This window comes from Cupriavidus sp. HPC(L), from assembly GCF_000307735.3.
Taxonomy (GTDB): Bacteria; Pseudomonadota; Gammaproteobacteria; order Burkholderiales; family Burkholderiaceae; genus Cupriavidus.
Genome location: NZ_AMPR02000002.1, coordinates 15050 through 30975, shown reverse-complemented (window position 1 = coordinate 30975; position 15926 = coordinate 15050). Strand labels below are relative to the sequence as shown.

General features: G+C 67.4%; 19 protein-coding genes and 1 pseudogene. All 20 read right to left on the bottom strand.

Annotated features, from left to right (window positions below):
* Nucleotides 1–50: 50 nt before the first annotated feature.
* On the bottom strand, nucleotides 51–458 hold the full coding sequence (locus B551_RS00760; RefSeq protein WP_006575778.1) for a hypothetical protein: 408 nt from the start codon (nucleotides 456–458) through the stop codon (nucleotides 51–53).
* 85 nt (nucleotides 459–543) lie between these two features.
* Complete coding sequence (locus B551_RS00755; protein ID WP_006575777.1) at nucleotides 544–936, bottom strand: phosphoribosyl-ATP diphosphatase; 393 nt, start codon at nucleotides 934–936, stop codon at nucleotides 544–546.
* Nucleotides 936–1343, bottom strand: coding sequence for a phosphoribosyl-AMP cyclohydrolase (hisI, locus tag B551_RS00750; protein WP_006575776.1), 408 nt, complete (start codon nucleotides 1341–1343; stop codon nucleotides 936–938). Before hisI ends, B551_RS00755 begins: the two co-directional genes overlap by 1 nt.
* Before the next feature lie 2 nt (nucleotides 1344–1345).
* Complete coding sequence (hisF, locus tag B551_RS00745; protein ID WP_006575775.1) at nucleotides 1346–2116, bottom strand: imidazole glycerol phosphate synthase subunit HisF; 771 nt, start codon at nucleotides 2114–2116, stop codon at nucleotides 1346–1348.
* 75 nt (nucleotides 2117–2191) lie between these two features.
* Nucleotides 2192–2938 (bottom strand): 1-(5-phosphoribosyl)-5-[(5-phosphoribosylamino)methylideneamino]imidazole-4-carboxamide isomerase, encoded by a 747-nt coding sequence (gene hisA, locus B551_RS00740; RefSeq protein ID WP_006575774.1) that lies wholly within the window; start codon nucleotides 2936–2938, stop codon nucleotides 2192–2194.
* Nucleotides 2939–3028: 90 nt separating this feature from the next.
* On the bottom strand, nucleotides 3029–3682 hold the full coding sequence (gene hisH / locus B551_RS00735) for an imidazole glycerol phosphate synthase subunit HisH (protein ID WP_023263297.1): 654 nt from the start codon (nucleotides 3680–3682) through the stop codon (nucleotides 3029–3031).
* 144 nt (nucleotides 3683–3826) lie between these two features.
* Nucleotides 3827–4414 carry an imidazoleglycerol-phosphate dehydratase HisB gene (gene hisB / locus B551_RS00730; RefSeq protein WP_006575772.1) on the bottom strand — a complete coding sequence of 196 codons (588 nt, stop codon included), beginning with the start codon at nucleotides 4412–4414 and terminating at the stop codon, nucleotides 3827–3829.
* Between the two features lie 4 nt (nucleotides 4415–4418).
* Complete coding sequence (hisC, locus tag B551_RS00725) at nucleotides 4419–5519, bottom strand: histidinol-phosphate transaminase (RefSeq protein WP_006575771.1); 1101 nt, start codon at nucleotides 5517–5519, stop codon at nucleotides 4419–4421.
* Between the two features lie 90 nt (nucleotides 5520–5609).
* Nucleotides 5610–6938 (bottom strand): histidinol dehydrogenase, encoded by a 1329-nt coding sequence (gene hisD, locus B551_RS00720; RefSeq protein WP_043436580.1) that lies wholly within the window; start codon nucleotides 6936–6938, stop codon nucleotides 5610–5612.
* A 31-nt stretch (nucleotides 6939–6969) separates the two neighbouring features.
* Nucleotides 6970–7632, bottom strand: a complete 663-nt coding sequence (hisG, locus tag B551_RS00715; protein ID WP_006575769.1) for an ATP phosphoribosyltransferase — start codon at nucleotides 7630–7632, stop codon at nucleotides 6970–6972.
* A 19-nt stretch (nucleotides 7633–7651) separates the two neighbouring features.
* Nucleotides 7652–8905, bottom strand: coding sequence for a UDP-N-acetylglucosamine 1-carboxyvinyltransferase (murA, locus tag B551_RS00710; protein WP_006575768.1), 1254 nt, complete (start codon nucleotides 8903–8905; stop codon nucleotides 7652–7654).
* Nucleotides 8906–8930: 25 nt separating this feature from the next.
* The gene (locus B551_RS00705) at nucleotides 8931–9203 is read right to left on the bottom strand and encodes a BolA family protein (protein ID WP_006575767.1); all 273 of its coding nucleotides are present in this window, start codon (nucleotides 9201–9203) and stop codon (nucleotides 8931–8933) included.
* Between the two features lie 68 nt (nucleotides 9204–9271).
* Nucleotides 9272–10042, bottom strand: a complete 771-nt coding sequence (locus B551_RS00700; RefSeq protein ID WP_043436578.1) for an ABC transporter permease — start codon at nucleotides 10040–10042, stop codon at nucleotides 9272–9274.
* 77 nt (nucleotides 10043–10119) lie between these two features.
* Entirely contained in the window at nucleotides 10120–11157 is a 1038-nt protein-coding gene (locus B551_RS00695; RefSeq protein ID WP_006575765.1) for an ABC transporter ATP-binding protein, read from the bottom strand.
* Between the two features lie 405 nt (nucleotides 11158–11562).
* Nucleotides 11563–11838, bottom strand: a pseudogene (locus B551_RS00690) (lipid asymmetry maintenance protein MlaB); the annotation flags it as partial.
* Between the two features lie 132 nt (nucleotides 11839–11970).
* Nucleotides 11971–12594: a phospholipid-binding protein MlaC gene (locus B551_RS00685; RefSeq protein WP_006575763.1), complete on the bottom strand. Its 624-nt coding sequence runs from the start codon at nucleotides 12592–12594 to the stop codon at nucleotides 11971–11973.
* A gap of 194 nt (nucleotides 12595–12788) precedes the next feature.
* A complete protein-coding gene (locus tag B551_RS00680) occupies nucleotides 12789–13577 on the bottom strand; it encodes a VacJ family lipoprotein (RefSeq protein WP_231906589.1) in 789 nt (262 codons plus the stop codon).
* A 41-nt stretch (nucleotides 13578–13618) separates the two neighbouring features.
* Entirely contained in the window at nucleotides 13619–14098 is a 480-nt protein-coding gene (gene mlaD / locus B551_RS00675; RefSeq protein WP_006575761.1) for an outer membrane lipid asymmetry maintenance protein MlaD, read from the bottom strand.
* A gap of 49 nt (nucleotides 14099–14147) precedes the next feature.
* Nucleotides 14148–14936 carry a lipid asymmetry maintenance ABC transporter permease subunit MlaE gene (gene mlaE, locus B551_RS00670; RefSeq protein WP_023263295.1) on the bottom strand — a complete coding sequence of 263 codons (789 nt, stop codon included), beginning with the start codon at nucleotides 14934–14936 and terminating at the stop codon, nucleotides 14148–14150.
* The gene (locus B551_RS00665; RefSeq protein ID WP_006575759.1) at nucleotides 14936–15757 is read right to left on the bottom strand and encodes an ABC transporter ATP-binding protein; all 822 of its coding nucleotides are present in this window, start codon (nucleotides 15755–15757) and stop codon (nucleotides 14936–14938) included. The genes mlaE and B551_RS00665 overlap by 1 nt, the downstream gene beginning before the upstream one ends.
* Nucleotides 15758–15926: the final 169 nt, after the last annotated feature.

Sequence of the window (15926 nt, the reverse complement as noted above, 5' to 3'; positions counted from 1 at the left end):
AGTGAAGGACACCGGCAAGCCCGATTCGACCCTGGCCCAGTTCGCGCCGTCTAGAAACGCTGCTCCGGGTACATCGGCTTGCTGTCGTTCAAATACAACCAGCCTTTGACAATACGGTAAAGAATCCACAGCGACAACAGGCCCCAGACGATGAAGGCCAGCGCGATGCCGACCACGGTGGCGAACAGCACGCCGCCGAGCACGGTCCACGCGACCGACCACCAGAACGATCGGATCTGCCACGCAAAGTGCGATGCATAGAGCGTGCCGCGCGCATCGTCGCGCTTGACGTAGTTGATGATGATCGCGATCAGCGCGGTGATGCCGCCGGTCAGCCAGAAAATCGCATACAGCCCGTACAGGATGTGGGTCAGCTTGCGCAGGGTGTCGAGCTGCGCGCCGCCGCTGCTCGGCACCACCTGGCCCGGATAATCGCGGCCGGGATAGTCGTTGCTCATTGCGCCTCCTTGCATGTGCGCACGGTTCGGTCCAGACGATACTGTGCCACACGATACACCGCGGCCCGCCGAGGAGCGCCGACGATCACTTCGACCCGGGCGTGCGCGCCGCCTTTTCGGCCAGTCCCGACAGCCCTTCGCGGCGCGCCAGTTCGGCGACCACGTCGGCCGGGCTCAGGCCGAAGCGGGCCAGCAGCACCATGCTGTGGAACCACAGGTCCGCGACCTCGTAGACCACCTTGTCGAGCGCAGGCGCGGCGAGACCCTCGGCGCGTGCGTCCTTGGCCGCCATCACGGTTTCGGTGGCTTCCTCGCCGATCTTCTTCAGGATCGCGTCGTCGCCCTTGTGGAACAGCCGCGCCACATAGGACTGGTCGGGATCGCCACCGTGTTCCGGCTTGCGCGATTCGAGTACCGCGGCCACCCGTGCCAGCACGTCGGCCAGCGCGTCCGCCTGGTTTACAGAAGCGTCGCTCATCAGTGATTGCCGCCGTAGATGGACGAGGGGTCCTTCAGCACCGGTTCGACGGTCTGCCAGTCGCCGTCCTCGACGTCGCCCTCGAATTTCTGGAAGAAGCAGGAATGGCGGCCGGTATGACACGCGATGTCGCCGGCCTGCGTGACCTTCAGCAGTACCACGTCCTCGTCGCAGTCCAGCCGGATCTCGTGCACCTTCTGCACATGGCCCGATTCCTCGCCCTTGTGCCACAGCCGCTTGCGCGAGCGCGACCAGAACACCGCCTCGCCGAGCTCGACGGTGCGCTGCAGCGCCTCGCGATTCATGAAGGCGAACATCAGCACGTCGTTGGAACCGACTTCCTGCACGATCACCGGCACCAGGCCGTGATCGTCCCACTTGACCTTGTTGAGCCACTTCTTTTGCATCGTCAAACCCGCATCGGAATGCCCTCGCGGGCCATGAATGCCTTCGCCTCGGCCACCGTGTGCTGGCCGTAGTGGAAGATGCTCGCCGCCAGCACCGCGTCGGCATGGCCGATGCGGATGCCGTCGGCCAGATCCTGCAGCCCGCCGACGCCGCCCGAGGCGATCACCGGCACGCCGACCGCGTCGCTGACCGCGCGGGTCAGCTCGAGATCGAAACCACTCCGGGTGCCGTCGCGGTCCATGCTGGTCAGCAGCAGCTCGCCGGCGCCGCGGCGCGCCATTTCGCGCGCCCACTCGACCGCGTCGAGCCCGGTCGCCTTGCGCCCGCCGTGGGTGAACACCTCCCAGCGCGGCGGCTCGCCCGGTGCCGAGCTGCGCTTGGCGTCGATCGCCACCACGATGCACTGCGAACCGTAGCGCGCGGTGGCATCGGACACCAGCTGCGGATTGCTGATCGCCGACGAATTGACGCTGATCTTGTCCGCGCCGGCATTGAGCAGCCGGCGCACGTCCTCGACGGTGCGCACGCCGCCGCCGACCGTCAGCGGAATGAAGACCTGCGAGGCCACCGCCTCGATGATGTTCAGCATCAGGTCGCGGCCGTCGCTGGTCGCGGTGATGTCCAGGAACGTGATTTCGTCCGCGCCCTGTTCGTCATAACGGCGCGCGATCTCGACCGGATCGCCCGCGTCGCGCAATTCGACGAAGTTGACCCCTTTGACCACCCGCCCATTGGTCACGTCCAGGCAGGGGATGATACGTTTGGCTAGCATCGGAATCCTTGCCACGCGGCGCGCCAGTGCGGCACGACGCGGGCAGCAGCGCCCCCCGGGCGCAATGGCGACGGCTTACTTGTCCGCGCCCAGTTTGTCCGCGAGCGCCTGCGCGTCCGCGAAATTCAGGTCGCCGGAGTAGATCGCGCGGCCGCAGATCACCCCTTCGACGCCTTCGCTCTCGACCGAGCACAACCGGTCGATATCGCTCATGTTCGACAGGCCGCCGCTGGCGATCACCGGGATCGACACCGACTGGGCCAGCTTGACCGTCGCATCGATGTTGATGCCCTGCAGCATGCCGTCGCGGCCGATGTCGGTATAGATGATCGCCTCGACGCCGTAGTCCTCGTACTTGCGCGCCAGGTCGATGACCTCGTGGCCGGTCAGCTTGCTCCAGCCGTCGGTGGCGACCTTGCCGTCGCGCGCATCGAGGCCGACGATGATGTGGCCGCCGAACGCCGAGCACGCGTCCTTCAGGAAGCCCGGGTTCTTGACCGCGGCTGTGCCGATGATGATGTACGACAGGCCGTCGTCCAGCCAGCGCTCGATGGTGTTCAGGTCGCGGATGCCTCCGCCGAGCTGGACCGGGATCTCTTCGCCGACCTCGGCAATGATGGCCTTGATGGCCGCCTCATTGCGGGGCTTGCCGACGAAGGCGCCGTTCAGGTCGACCAGGTGCAGACGGCGCGCGCCCTGTTCCACCCAATGTCGTGCCATGGCGGCGGGCTCTTCGGAGAAGACGGTGGCCTGGTCCATATCGCCTTGTTTGAGGCGTACACACTGACCGTCCTTCAGGTCGATGGCCGGAATGAGCAACATAAGCGTGACGAGCGTGTTGAAGTAAAAAGGTTGTCCTGGCGTGACCGGCGCTGCCGGCCCGGCCTTGCCTGCGTCGAACGGCTTGGTGAATCAGGGCTTCCAGTCCACGAAGTTCCGGTAGAGCTGCAAGCCAAGCGCCGCGCTCTTCTCGGGGTGGAACTGCGTGGCAAAAATATTATCCCGGGCCACCGCGCTGGTAAACACGACGCCATATTCGGTTTCCCCGGCAGTATGGGCGGAATCGCGCGGCTGCACATAGTAGCTGTGTACGAAATAGAACCAGCTCTGATCAGGAATACCCTGCCACAGCGGATGCGGCCGGGTCTGGCGAACGCGGTTCCAGCCCATCTGCGGCACCTTGTAGCGCGAGCCGTCGGGCTGCGTCATGCCGTCGAGCTCGAAGCGCACCACCTCGCCCGGCATCAGGCCCAGGCATGGCGTGCTGTCCGCACCGGCCCTACTTTCCCTGCTCGCTTCGAACAGCATCTGTTCGCCAACGCACACGCCCAGCAGCGGCTTGCTGTCCGCGGCCTCGAGCACGGCCTCGCGCAGCCCGGAGGCGTTCAGCGCCGCCATGCAGTCGGGCATCGCGCCCTGGCCGGGCAGCACCACGCGCTCGGCGGCACGGATGCCCTCGGGCGCATCGACGACACGCACATCGGCGTCCGGCGCCGCACGGCGCAGCGCCTGCGCCACCGAGCGCAGGTTGCCCATGCCGTAATCCACAATTGCAATCGTAGTCATGATGTTGGAAACGGCCGTGGCATCGCGCGGCCGTCCCCTCGGAAACGGTGGGGGGTGGTGGAATCCGGTAGAGATCGATAGAGATCGGTCCGCGTGATCGTCGGCGGCAGGACTGGCCGGCCCTCGATCACGGCGATAGCGAAATCAGAGCGTGCCCTTGGTCGACGGAATCGTGTTGGCCGCGCGCGGGTCCAGCTCCACCGCCATGCGCAGCGCCCGGCCGAAGGCCTTGAATACCGTTTCGCATTGATGGTGGGCATTGATGCCGCGCAGATTGTCGATATGCAGCGTCACGCCGGCATGATTGACGAAGCCGCGGAAGAACTCGATGGTCAGGTCGACATCGAAGCTGCCCACGCGTGCCCGGGTGAACGGCACGTGGAACTCCAGCCCCGGGCGGCCCGAGAAATCGATGACCACGCGCGACAGGCATTCGTCCAGCGGCACGTAGCTGTGCCCGTAGCGGGTGATGCCCTTCTTGTCGCCGATGGCCTTGGCCACCGCCTGTCCCAGCGTGATGCCGACATCCTCGACCGTATGGTGGTCGTCGATATGGGTATCGCCCTTGGCCTCGACCTCGAGGTCGAACATGCCATGGCGGGCGATCTGGTCCAGCATGTGGTCCAGGAAGGGAACGCCGGAAGCCAGCAGCTGGCGTCCGGTGCCGTCCAGATTCAACGCGACGCGGATCTGGGTCTCGGAGGTATTGCGGGTGACCTCGGCAACACGCATGGTGCTAATCCTGCAGCGAGGCGGCAAACGCCTCGAGAAACTGCGCATTTTCTTCGGGGGTGCTGACCGTCACGCGCAGACAGTTGGCCAGCAATGCGTGCATTTTACTCACGTTCTTGATCAGCACCTTGCGCGCGAGCAGCCGATCGAAGATTCGCGCGGCATCGGGCACGCGCACCAGCAGGAAATTGCCGGCACTCGGAAACACCGTCACGCCGGGGTGCGCGGCCATCGCGGCGGCCACGCTGGCGCGCTCGGCACGCAGCTGCGCGGCCTGTTCGTCGAGCACGTCGACATGCTCGAGCACGAACAGCGCGGTCGCCTCGGTCAGCACGTTGACGTTGTATGGCGGGCGGACCTTGTCGATCTGCGCGAGCCAGGCCGGATCGCCGGCCAGGTAGCCGAGCCGGATGCCGGCCAGGCCCAGTTTCGACACGGTACGCATCACCAGCAGGTTGCCGAACTCCGGCAGCCGCGGCATCCAGCTGTGCTGCGCGAACGGCTGGTAGGCCTCGTCGACGACCACCACGCTGTGACAGACCTCGCCCTGCGCGGCGCGCACGATCGCCTCCATATCCTGCTCGTCGAACAGCGTGCCGGTCGGATTGTTCGGATAGGCCAGATAGATCACCGCCGGCTTGTGCTCGGCCATCGCGGCCAGCATCGCCTCGCGGTCCAGCGTGAAGTCCGCGCGCAGCGGCACGCCCACGAATTCGAGCCCGGTGAACTGCGCCGACATCGCATACATCACGAAGCCGGGCACCGGCGCCATCACCTTGGCGCCGGGCCGTGCGACCGCGAGCGCCAGCATGCTGATGATCTCGTCCGAGCCGTTGCCGAGCAGGATCTCCATGCCGGCGGGCACGTCCATCACGCTCTTGAGCCGCGCGCGCAGCGCCTCGCTGGTCGGCACCGGATAGCGGTTCAGCGCGACCTCGGCGAGCCGCTTGCCCAGCTGTTCGCGCAACTCGGCCGGCAGCCGGTACGGGTTCTCCATCGCGTCGAGCTTGATCAGACCGTGCGAATCGGCCACGTGATAGGCGCCCATGGCGCGGACGTCGTCACGGATGATTCGCTCGATCAGGGAAGGCTCGACTGCTGACATGGTTTCCTCTTCGGTTGGGTGTGAGGGGGCGGCACACCGGGGCGGCACACGGGGGGCGGCGCACCGGCCCGGCACGCACGCCCCGGCAATTCAACTGCGCTTGAGGCGGTATTCGGCGCTGCGGGCATGCGCCTGCAGGCCTTCGCCATAGGCCAGTTCCGCCGCGATCTGGCCCAGCATCTGCGCGCCCGTCTCGCTGACCTCGATCAGGCTCGAGCGCTTCTGGAAGTCATAGACGCCCAGCGGCGACGAGAAGCGCGCGGTGCGCGAGGTCGGCAACACGTGGTTCGGCCCCGCGCAGTAGTCGCCCAGCGATTCGCTGGTGAACTGGCCCAGGAAGATCGCGCCGGCGTGGCGGATCTTCTCGGCCCACTGGCGCGGATTGAGCGCGGAGATCTCCAGGTGCTCGGGCGCAATCGCATTGGCGATGTCGCAGGCCTCCTCCATGTCGCGGACCTTGATCAGCGCGCCGCGGCCGCCGATCGAGGCCGCGATCACGTCGCGGCGCGGCATGTCGTCGAGCAGGCGGCGGATGCTGTCCTCGACCTTGAGCAGATAGCCGGCATCCGGGCACAGCAGGATCGACTGCGCCATCTCGTCGTGCTCGGCCTGCGAGAACAGGTCCATCGCCACCCAGTCCGGGTCGGTGCTGCCGTCGCAGATCACCAGGATCTCGGACGGGCCGGCGATCATGTCGATGCCGACCGTGCCGAACACGCGCCGCTTGGCCGCGGCGACATAGGCGTTGCCCGGGCCGACGATCTTGTCGACCTGCGGCAGCGTCTCGGTGCCGTAGGCCAGCGCGCCGACGGCCTGCGCGCCGCCGATCGTGAACACGCGGTCGACGCCGGCGATCGCCGCGGCGGCCAGCACCAGCGGATTGCGCACGCCGCCCGGGGTCGGCACCACCATGATCACTTCCTTGACGCCGGCGACGCGGGCCGGAATCGCGTTCATCAGCACCGACGACGGATAGGCCGCCTTGCCGCCCGGCACATAGAGGCCGACGCGATCGAGTGGCGTCACCTTCTGGCCCAGCACGGTGCCGTCGGCCTCCGCGTATTCCCAGCTATGGCTGCCGCATTCGATCTTCTGCTTCTCGTGGTAGGCGCGCACGCGCGCCGCGGCCGCCTCGAGCGCGGCGCGGCGCTTGGGCTCGAGTTCCTCGAGCGCGGCGTCCATCTCGGCCGGTGACAGTTCCAGCGCGGCCAGCGACTCCGCCTCGACGCGATCGAAGCGCAGTGTGTATTCCAGCACCGCGGCATCGCCGCGCACCTTGACGTCGGCCAGGATCTGCGCAACGGCGCGCTCGATGGCCTCGTCCTCGCCGGCCTCGAAGGCCAGCAGCTGGCGCAGCCGCACGGGGAAGTCCGCGCTGGCCGAATCCAGTCGGCGAATGTTCAGGCTTTGTTCGTTCATGATTCCCTTCCCCGGGCCGTCGGCCATGGCATCACGCCACGGCCGCGGAGGCCCGTTCAAACGCTTCGAGGATCGGCGCCAGCCGCTCGCGCTTGAGCTTGAGCGCGGCCTGGTTGATCACCAGCCGCGACGAGATCTGCACGATCTCCTCGACTTCCACCAGATTGTTGGCGCGCAGCGTGCCGCCGGTGCTGACCAGGTCGACGATCGCATCGGCCAGTCCAACCAGCGGACCGAGCTCCATCGAACCGTACAGCTTGATCAGATCGACGTGGACGCCCTTCTTGGCGAAGTGCTCGCGCGCGGTCTGCACATACTTGGTCGCCACCGCCAGCCGCGCGCCCTGGCGCACCGCGCGGGCATAGTCGAAGCCCGCCGGCACCGCCACCGACATGCGGCAGCGCGCGATATTCAGGTCGATCGGCGCATACAGGCCGGCCATGCCGTGTTCCATCAGCACGTCCTTGCCGGCCACGCCGAAGTCGGCGGCGCCGTACTGCACATAGGTCGGCACGTCGGAGGCGCGCACGATGATCACGCGCACGTCCGGGTCGGTGGTCGGCAGGATCAGCTTGCGGGAGGTTTCCGGGTCTTCGGTGACCTCGATGCCCGCGGCCGCCAGCAGCGGCATGGTTTCGGTAAAGATCCGGCCCTTGGAAAGGGCCAGGGTCAGCTGGTTCGGAGATGGGCTCATCGTCTTGTTCGTCGCTGGGTCAGCCGGCGATGCGCCGAATGCGCGCACCGACTGCCGACAGCTTGTCTTCCATGCGGTCGTAGCCGCGGTCCAGATGATAGATGCGGTCGATCACCGTTTCCCCGTCGGCGATCAGGCCGGCAATCACCAGGCTGGCCGAGGCGCGCAGGTCGGTCGCCATCACGCGGGCGCCGGACAGGCGCGGCACGCCGGTCACCACCGCGGTATTGCCTTCGACCGCGATATTGGCGCCGAGCCGGTTCAGCTCCTGCACGTGCATGAAGCGGTTCTCGAAGATCGTCTCGGTGACGCGCGCGGCGCCGTCCGCCACGCAATCGAGCGCCATGAACTGCGCCTGCATGTCGGTCGGAAAGGCCGGATATTCGGAGGTCCGGAAGCTGACCGCGCGCGGGCGCTGGCCCATCGACAGCCGCACCCAGTCGGCGCCGCGCCCGATCGTTGCGCCGGCTTCGACCAGCTTGTCGAGCACCGCGTCGAGGATGCCAGGCGAGACATCGCGTACCACGACCTCGCCCAGTGTCGCCGCGGCTGCACACAGGAAGGTGCCAGCCTCGATGCGGTCGGCGATCACCGCATGCTCGGCGCCGTGCAGCCGCTCGACGCCCTGGATCACCAGCCGGTCGGTGCCGATGCCTTCGATCCGTGCGCCCATGGCGACCAGAAGATTGGCCAGGTCGGTCACCTCGGGCTCGCGTGCGGCGTTCTCCAGCACGGTCTCGCCGTCGGCCAGCGTGGCGGCCATCAGCAGGTTCTCGGTTCCCGTCACCGTGATCATGTCGGTGACGATGCGCGCGCCCTTGAGCCGGCGCGCGCGGGCGTGGATGAAACCGTGCTCGATGGCGATCTCGGCGCCCATCGCCTGCAGGCCCTTGATGTGCTGGTCCACGGGGCGCGCGCCGATGGCGCAGCCGCCGGGAAGCGACACCCGCGCCTCGCCCAGGCGCGCGACCAGCGGTCCGAGCACCAGGATCGACGCGCGCATGGTCTTGACCATCTCATACGGCGCCTCGGGCGAGGCGATCTCGCGCGCGTCCAGCGCCAGCTGCGTGCCGTCCTGTTCGATGCGCACGCCCATCTGGCGCAGCAGCGCCAGCATGGTGCGCACGTCGTGCAGACCGGGGACATTGCGCAGCGTCAGCGTGTCGGCCGTCAGCAGGCTGGCGCACAGGATCGGCAGCGCGGCGTTCTTCGCGCCCGACACGCGGATCTCGCCGCGCAGCGGGCCGTTGCCGTGTATTTGCAGTTGATCCATGAGGGATACGCAGGTACGCGGCCGCTCAGCCGCGGCCCGGCTGGCCGCCCTGGTCGCCCTGCCCGCCTTGCCATTCGGCGGGCGTCAGCGTCTTCATCGACAGCGCGTGGATCTCGGCCCGCATGCGGTCGCCAAGCGCGGCATAGACGCGCTGATGGCGCTGGATCAGCCGCTTGCCCTCGAACTCGGCGCTGACGATCGTGGCGAAGAAGTGCTGGCCGTCGCCCTCCACTTCGAGGTGTTCGCAGGGCAGCCCCTGAGCGATGTAGTCCCTGACTTGTTCCGGTGTAGGCAGCATGGTGAATCTCGTTTCGTCTGTGTGCGTCCCCGCTGTCGCGCGTGTCGGTCTGGCCTGGTCTCGCAAGATCAGTGCCGCAGCTTGTAGCCGCTCTGCAGCAGACGCAGCGCGATCGTCGCGACCACCGCGAAGGCGCTCGCGACCACGGCCAGGCTGAACCACGGCGACACGTCGGAGACGCCGAAGAAGCCATGGCGGAACCCGTCGATCATGTAGAAGAACGGATTGGCGTGCGATACCTTCTGCCAGAACGCGGGCAGCGAGTGAATCGAATAGAACACGCCGGACAGGAAGGTCGCCGGCATGATCAGGAAGTTCTGGAAGGCGGCCAGCTGGTCGAACTTCTCGGCCCAGATGCCGGCGATCAGCCCCAGCGTGCCCAGCATGCCGGCGCCGAGCAGCGCGAACACGACGATCCACGCCACGTTGGCCACATGCAGGTCGGCGAACCACACCGTCACCAGCAGCACGCCGAGTCCCACCGCGAGCCCGCGCACGATGGCCGCGGTCACGTAGGCCCCGAACATCTCCCAGTGCGACAGCGGCGGCAGCAGCACGAACACCAGGTTGCCGGTGATCTTGGACTGGATCAGCGACGACGAACTGTTGGCAAACGCGTTCTGCAGGATGCTCATCATCACCAGCCCGGGCACCAGGAAGGCGGTGTAGCTGATCTGGTCGTAGACCTGGACGCGGTCCTCCAGCACATGGCCGAAGATCAGCAGATAGAGGATCGCGGTGAGCACCGGCGCGGCCACGGTCTGGAAGCTGACCTTCCAGAAGCGCAGCACTTCCTTGTACAGCAGCGTGCGAAAGCCGACCAGGCCGCCCACCGCCATCGGCGCCAGGTGCTGGCTGTCGTCGCCGCCGCCGTTGCGCGCGTCCTGTTGCGCGTGATCGAGTCCGGCAGGATGTTTCATACCGGGCTCTCCAGCGAGGAAGGGGTGGTATTGACCGGTTCGGCCGCGTCCGTGGCGCGCTTGCCGCCGTCGCCCTTGCCTTGTCCGTCCGCACCTTCGCCTTCGCCCGGGTCACCGGAAGCCGGCTTGCGCCCTTCCCTGCCCATGATCTGCACGAATACGTCCTCGAGGTCCGCCTTGTTGATTTCCATGTCTTCGATTTCGCAGCCCGCCTCGCGGCAGGCCGCGAGGATCGGTTCGACCACCTGGTAGCCGGACAGCCGCAGCCGGATCGCGCGCTCGCCCGGATTGGAGGGCATCCGCAGCGGCTCCAGCGAGGCCGGCAGGCGTCCGGCCGACAGCGTCAGTACCAGCTGCAGGCCGGCGAACTGGCTCAGCAGGCTGCTGGTGCGGTCCAGCGCCACCACTTCGCCGAACTTGAGCATCGCGATGCGATCGCACAAAGCCTCGGCCTCTTCCAGATAGTGGGTGGTCAGGATGATGGTATGACCTTCGCGGTTCAGCCGGGAGATGAATTTCCACAGCGTCTGGCGCAGTTCCACGTCGACGCCTGCAGTGGGTTCATCGAGCACGATCACCGGCGGACGATGCACCAGCGCCTGCGCGACCAGCACGCGGCGCTTCATGCCGCCCGACAGCTGGCGCATGTTGGCGTCGGCCTTGTCGGTCAGGTCCAGGTTGGCCATGATCTCGTCGATCCAGTCGTCGTTGCGGGTCAGGCCGAAATAACCCGACTGCAGGCGCAGCGTCTCGCGCACCGTGAAGAACGGATCGAATACCAGCTCCTGCGGCACCACGCCCAGCATGCGGCGCGCCAGCCGGTAATCGCCGACCACGTCGTGGCCGTGCACGCGTACCTGGCCCGAGTCCGCGCAGTTCAGTCCGGCGAGGATCGAGATCAGCGTGGTCTTGCCCGCGCCGTTGGGACCGAGCAGGCCGAAGAATTCGCCGCGCTCGACGCTGAAGCTGACGCCCTTGAGCGCCTGCAGATTGCGGTAGCGCTTGCGGACATCCTGGATTTCGATGGCTTTCATGGCCGATATCGTCTGGCGGGCGTGCGAGCGTCGCGCTGCCGCGCCGGGCTCCTGGAAATGGCGGGGACCGCCTGGGGGTGTGACAGCAGCCGGACTGGTCGCCCGCCTGGCGTGCCGGCTGCCGGCGTGGCAGGCGCATCGCGCGTTGGCGCGCGGCGGTGCTGACGAACGAATAACCCGGAATTATAGGGGATGCGGGGAAGTCCCCGCTTGGGACGCGGCGCGGGCTGGCGGCCGGCGCCGAGGCATCGCGACGGTGCCGGCCCAGGCCTTGGCCCTGCCCTCACCGCGGATGCCGGTTCAATGTCGGTGCAAGGCGGCTTGCTCGAGGGGTACGGCGCCGGATGCCGAAGCCGATTCTGCGGCGGGTTCCGCCTCCGTTGCGGCAACCGCTTGCGCCGGTACCGATGCGGGGCTCTGCGGCGACAGGGCCAGCAGCGTATCGACGCCGTACAGGCTGGCCAGTGCGGCCAGTTGCTGCGGCACGCCGACGAAGGACAGCGTCCGGCCGCGCGCGCTGGCGTCGCGATGCAGCGCCAGCATCACGGCCACCGCCGAGGAGTCGACCTGCCCGAGCGCGCTGCAGTCGACCTGCGCTTCCCCCTGGGCCACGCGCGCGGCCGCGTCGCGCAGCACGGCGGCGGCGTTGCGGTTGGTCAGCGAGGTTCCGAGTGAAAGCATCGAGGCGGTCGGTAAGGAATCGGGTCGGATCGGATCGGATCCGATCGGATTTAGCGGCCGGTGCGCGAAAAGCGTGCACCGAGCCGGCATTGTAACGCGGCGCAGCATCCACGTGCTGCGCCGCAACGGGTCTTAACCCTTCGCGCTGGCCAGCTGGCGGTTGCGGTCCTGCAGCGTCTTGATCACGCCTTCGATGCCCTGCTGGCTGGCAATCGTGTTGAAGCTGCCCTTGTAGGCCTCGGTCAGCCAGGCGCCCAGCACGTTGATGTCGTAGACCTTCCAGCCCTGCGCCGTCTTTTCCAGGCGGTAGTCCATCTGGATCGGCTCACCCTTGTTGATCACCTGGGTGCGCACGGTCACCTCGGTGTCCTCGGGCGCGGCGCGGAACGGACGGAACTGCACGGTCTGGTCCCGGATCTGCGAGACGGCGCCCGCGTAGGTGCGGATCAGCAGCATCTTGAACTCCTCGACGATCTGCTTCTGCTGCTCCGGCGTCGCCTTGGCCCAGTTGCGGCCCATCGCGATCTGCGTGGTCTTCTGGAAGTTGGCGTTCGGCAGGATCTTCTGCTCGACCAGCGCGGTGATCTTCGGAATGCTGCCGGCCTGCATTTCCTTGTCGGCCTTGACGGTGGCCATCACGTCGTCCACCAGGGCCTTGATCAGCCCGTCCGGCGTGGAGGTATCCGCGCTCTGGGCCATGGCCGCGCCCGCCATGGCGAAGGCGGCGATGAAGGGAAGCAACAGTCGCTTGAACATGGTTTTTCCTTGTCTATCTTGTTCCGCCGGGGGCGGCGGGGGGTGCGTACGTTGGAGAGCGCGCACCCCGGGCAAGTTCATGGTGCCGGGCGCGCGTGGCGCTGGCACCCGTTATCACAGTTTGTTGCAGCGGTGACCGGCCACTGACATAGCCGGTCGACCCCAGTGGCGCACAAGTCTCGCGGCGCCGGCACTCACAGGCCGAGCCGGCCGGGCGTCAGCGACGGCGCCACCGGCGGCACCGGCATGGTCTGACCCGGCAGGCTTTCGCCCGAACCCGAGCTCGGCGGCTTGGGCTCGGCGTCGCTGTCGACGTCATCGTCGTCGCGGTCCGGCGGATTGCCGTCGTAGACCAGGTACTCGCGGCGCTGCAAATAGGCGTCACGCATGAACGAGTAGCGGTCCAGCGCGGCCATCTCGACCAGGCTGCTGGCGCCCAGCAGTTCGGCGCGGGCGCTGACCACGCGCACGCCGATCAGTGTATTGCGCATCCAGACCGGATGCAGGTAGGCGGTTGGGTCGGCCTGCCGGTCCACCAGCATGCCGCCGGTGTCGCGCACCGTGCTCGGGCCGAACAGCGGCAGCACCAGGTACGGCCCGGGCGGCACGCCCCACACGCCCAGCGTCTGGCCGAAGTCTTCCTTGTACTTGGGCAGGCCGGCCGGCGTGGCGATGTCGATCAGGCCGCCGATGCCCAGCACCGTGTTGATCGCCACCCGCATGGTGTCCTCGGCGAAGCGCGTCGGCTTGCCCTGCAGCAGGTTGTTCAGCGCCGAGTAGACGTCGCTGACGTTGGAGAACACATTGCTGACCGCGGTGCGGACCGGCGACGGCACGTAGTCGGCATAGACCTCCGCGATCGGGCGCATCACGCCCTTGTCGAAGTCCTCGTTGATCTTGTTGACTTCGCGGTTGAACGGCTCGAGCGGGTCGCGCGGATTGGCGTCCGGCCCCGTCGCGCAGCCCGCCAGGGCGACCGCCATCGCGCCGGCCAGCAGCCAGCGCCCGTGTACTCCCAAACCCCTCATTTCTCCGCTCCCGTGCCGCCTGCATCGGCCGCCTTGTTGTATAGGAACTGCCCGATCAAATTCTCCAGCACCACGGCCGACTGGGTCATCGTGATCCGCGCGCCGTCGGCCAGCATTGCGGTGTCGCCGCCCGCTTCGAGGCCGATGTATTGCTCGCCCAGCAGCCCCGACGTCAGGATCTTGGCCGACGTGTCCTTGGGAAACTGGTAGCGCTGCTCCAGGTGCATCGTCACCGTGGCCTGGTAGTTCTTGTCGTCGAAGCTGATCTGGGCGACGCGGCCGACCACCACGCCGGCGCTCTTGACCGGCGCGCGCGCCTTCAGCCCGCCGATATTGTCGAAGCGGGCCTGCACGGTGTAGGTGTCCTCGAAGGTGAAGGCGCTCATGTTGCCGGCCTTCAGCGCGAGGAACAGCAGGGCCACGAAGCCGGCCACCACGAACAGCCCCACCCAGAAATCGAGTGCGTTCTTTCTCATCGGAATTCTCTAGTTCAACCAGCGGGATGCGACGGCGCCCATGCGGGGCTCAGGTACTGAACATCAGCGCCGTCAGCAGGAAATCGAGCCCCAGCACGGCGAGCGACGCGATCACCACGGTGCGGGTGGTGGCGCGCGACACGCCCTCGGGCGTCGGCTTGGCCTCGTAGCCCTGGTACAAGGCGATAAACGTCACGGCAATGCCGAAGATAAAGCTCTTGATGACGCCGTTCAGCACGTCGTCGCGCACATCGACGCCGCCCTGCATCTGCGACCAGAACGCGCCGGCGTCGACGCCGATCAGCTGCACGCCGACGATGTAGCCGCCGAGGATGCCGACCGCGCTGAAGATCGCCGCCAGCACCGGCATCGCGATCACGCCCGCCCAGAAGCGGGGCGCGACCACGCGCTGCAGCGGGTTCACCGCCATCATTTCCATCGCGGTCAGCTGCTCGCCCGCCTTCATCAGGCCGATCTCGGCGGTCAGCGAGGTGCCGGCGCGGCCGGCGAACAGCAGCGCGGTCACCACCGGCCCCAACTCGCGTACCAATGACAGCGCGACCAGCAGCCCCAGCGCCTGTTCGGAGCCGTAGCGGTTCAGCGTGTAGTAGCCCTGCAGACCCAGCACGAAGCCGACGAACAGTCCCGACACCGCGATGATCACCAGCGACAGGTTGCCGACGAAAAAGATCTGGTCCGATACCAGCCGGAAGCGCCGCAGCATCGACGGCGACATCGCCAGCATCGCGAAGAACATCCGCGTGGCCATGCCCAGGCCCTCGACGGTCTGGCGCACCGCCGAGCCGATCATCGCGATGGCGTTGTAGAGCGCGCCCATTACCGTCCCGCCCCGCCGACGAAGTCCTCGGCGAGCGAGGGCCCGCCGTAGTGGAACGGCACCGGGCCGTCGGCCTCGGCATGCACGAACTGGTGGACGAAGGGGTCGGTCGACGCGCGCAGCGCCTCGGGCTCCCCTTCCGCCGCGATGCGGCCCTCGGCGATGAAATACACGTAGTCGGCGATCTGGAAGGTCTCGTGCACGTCGTGCGACACGATGATCGTGGTGGCGCCGAGCGCGTCGTTCAGCGTGCGGATCAGGCGCGCGGTCAGGCCCAGCGAAATGGGATCGAGCCCGGCAAAAGGCTCGTCGTACATCAGCAGCGAGGGATCGAGGGCGATCGCGCGCGCCAGCGCCACGCGCCGCGCCATGCCTCCGGAGATCTGCGCCGGCATCAGGTCGCGCGCGCCGCGCAGGCCCACCGCGTTGAGCTTCATCAGCACCAGGTCGCGGATCATCGACTCGGGCAGGTCGGTGTGTTCGCGCAGCGGAAAGGCGACGTTGTCAAACACCGACAGGTCGGTAAACAGCGCGCCGAACTGGAACAGCATCCCCATCTGCCGCCGCGCCGCATACAGGCCCGCGCGGTCCAGCGCCGGAATATCGGCGCCGTCAAAGCGGACGTGGCCGCGCTGCGGCCGCACCTGGCCGCCGATCAGCCGCAGCACGGTGGTCTTGCCGCAGCCGGAGCCGCCCATGACCGCGACGACCTTGCCGCGCGGAATCCGCATGGACAGGCCCGACAGGATGGGCTTGCCGCCCGCCGCATAGGCGAAGTCGACCGCTTGCAGCTCGACGAGGTTGGGTGTGGTTTGGGTCACGTTGGCATCGCGCTAGAGACGGTCGGCATTATAAGTGCTAATACCTATACTCGTCCGTTCGCGTGCCGGGCAATGCGCCCGCGATGAAATGCTGCAGGGCAGCGCGACGTGCACTATCGAGCGACGAAGGGGCGGACACCCGGGTCGAGGCCCGGCGGACGCGCCCGCG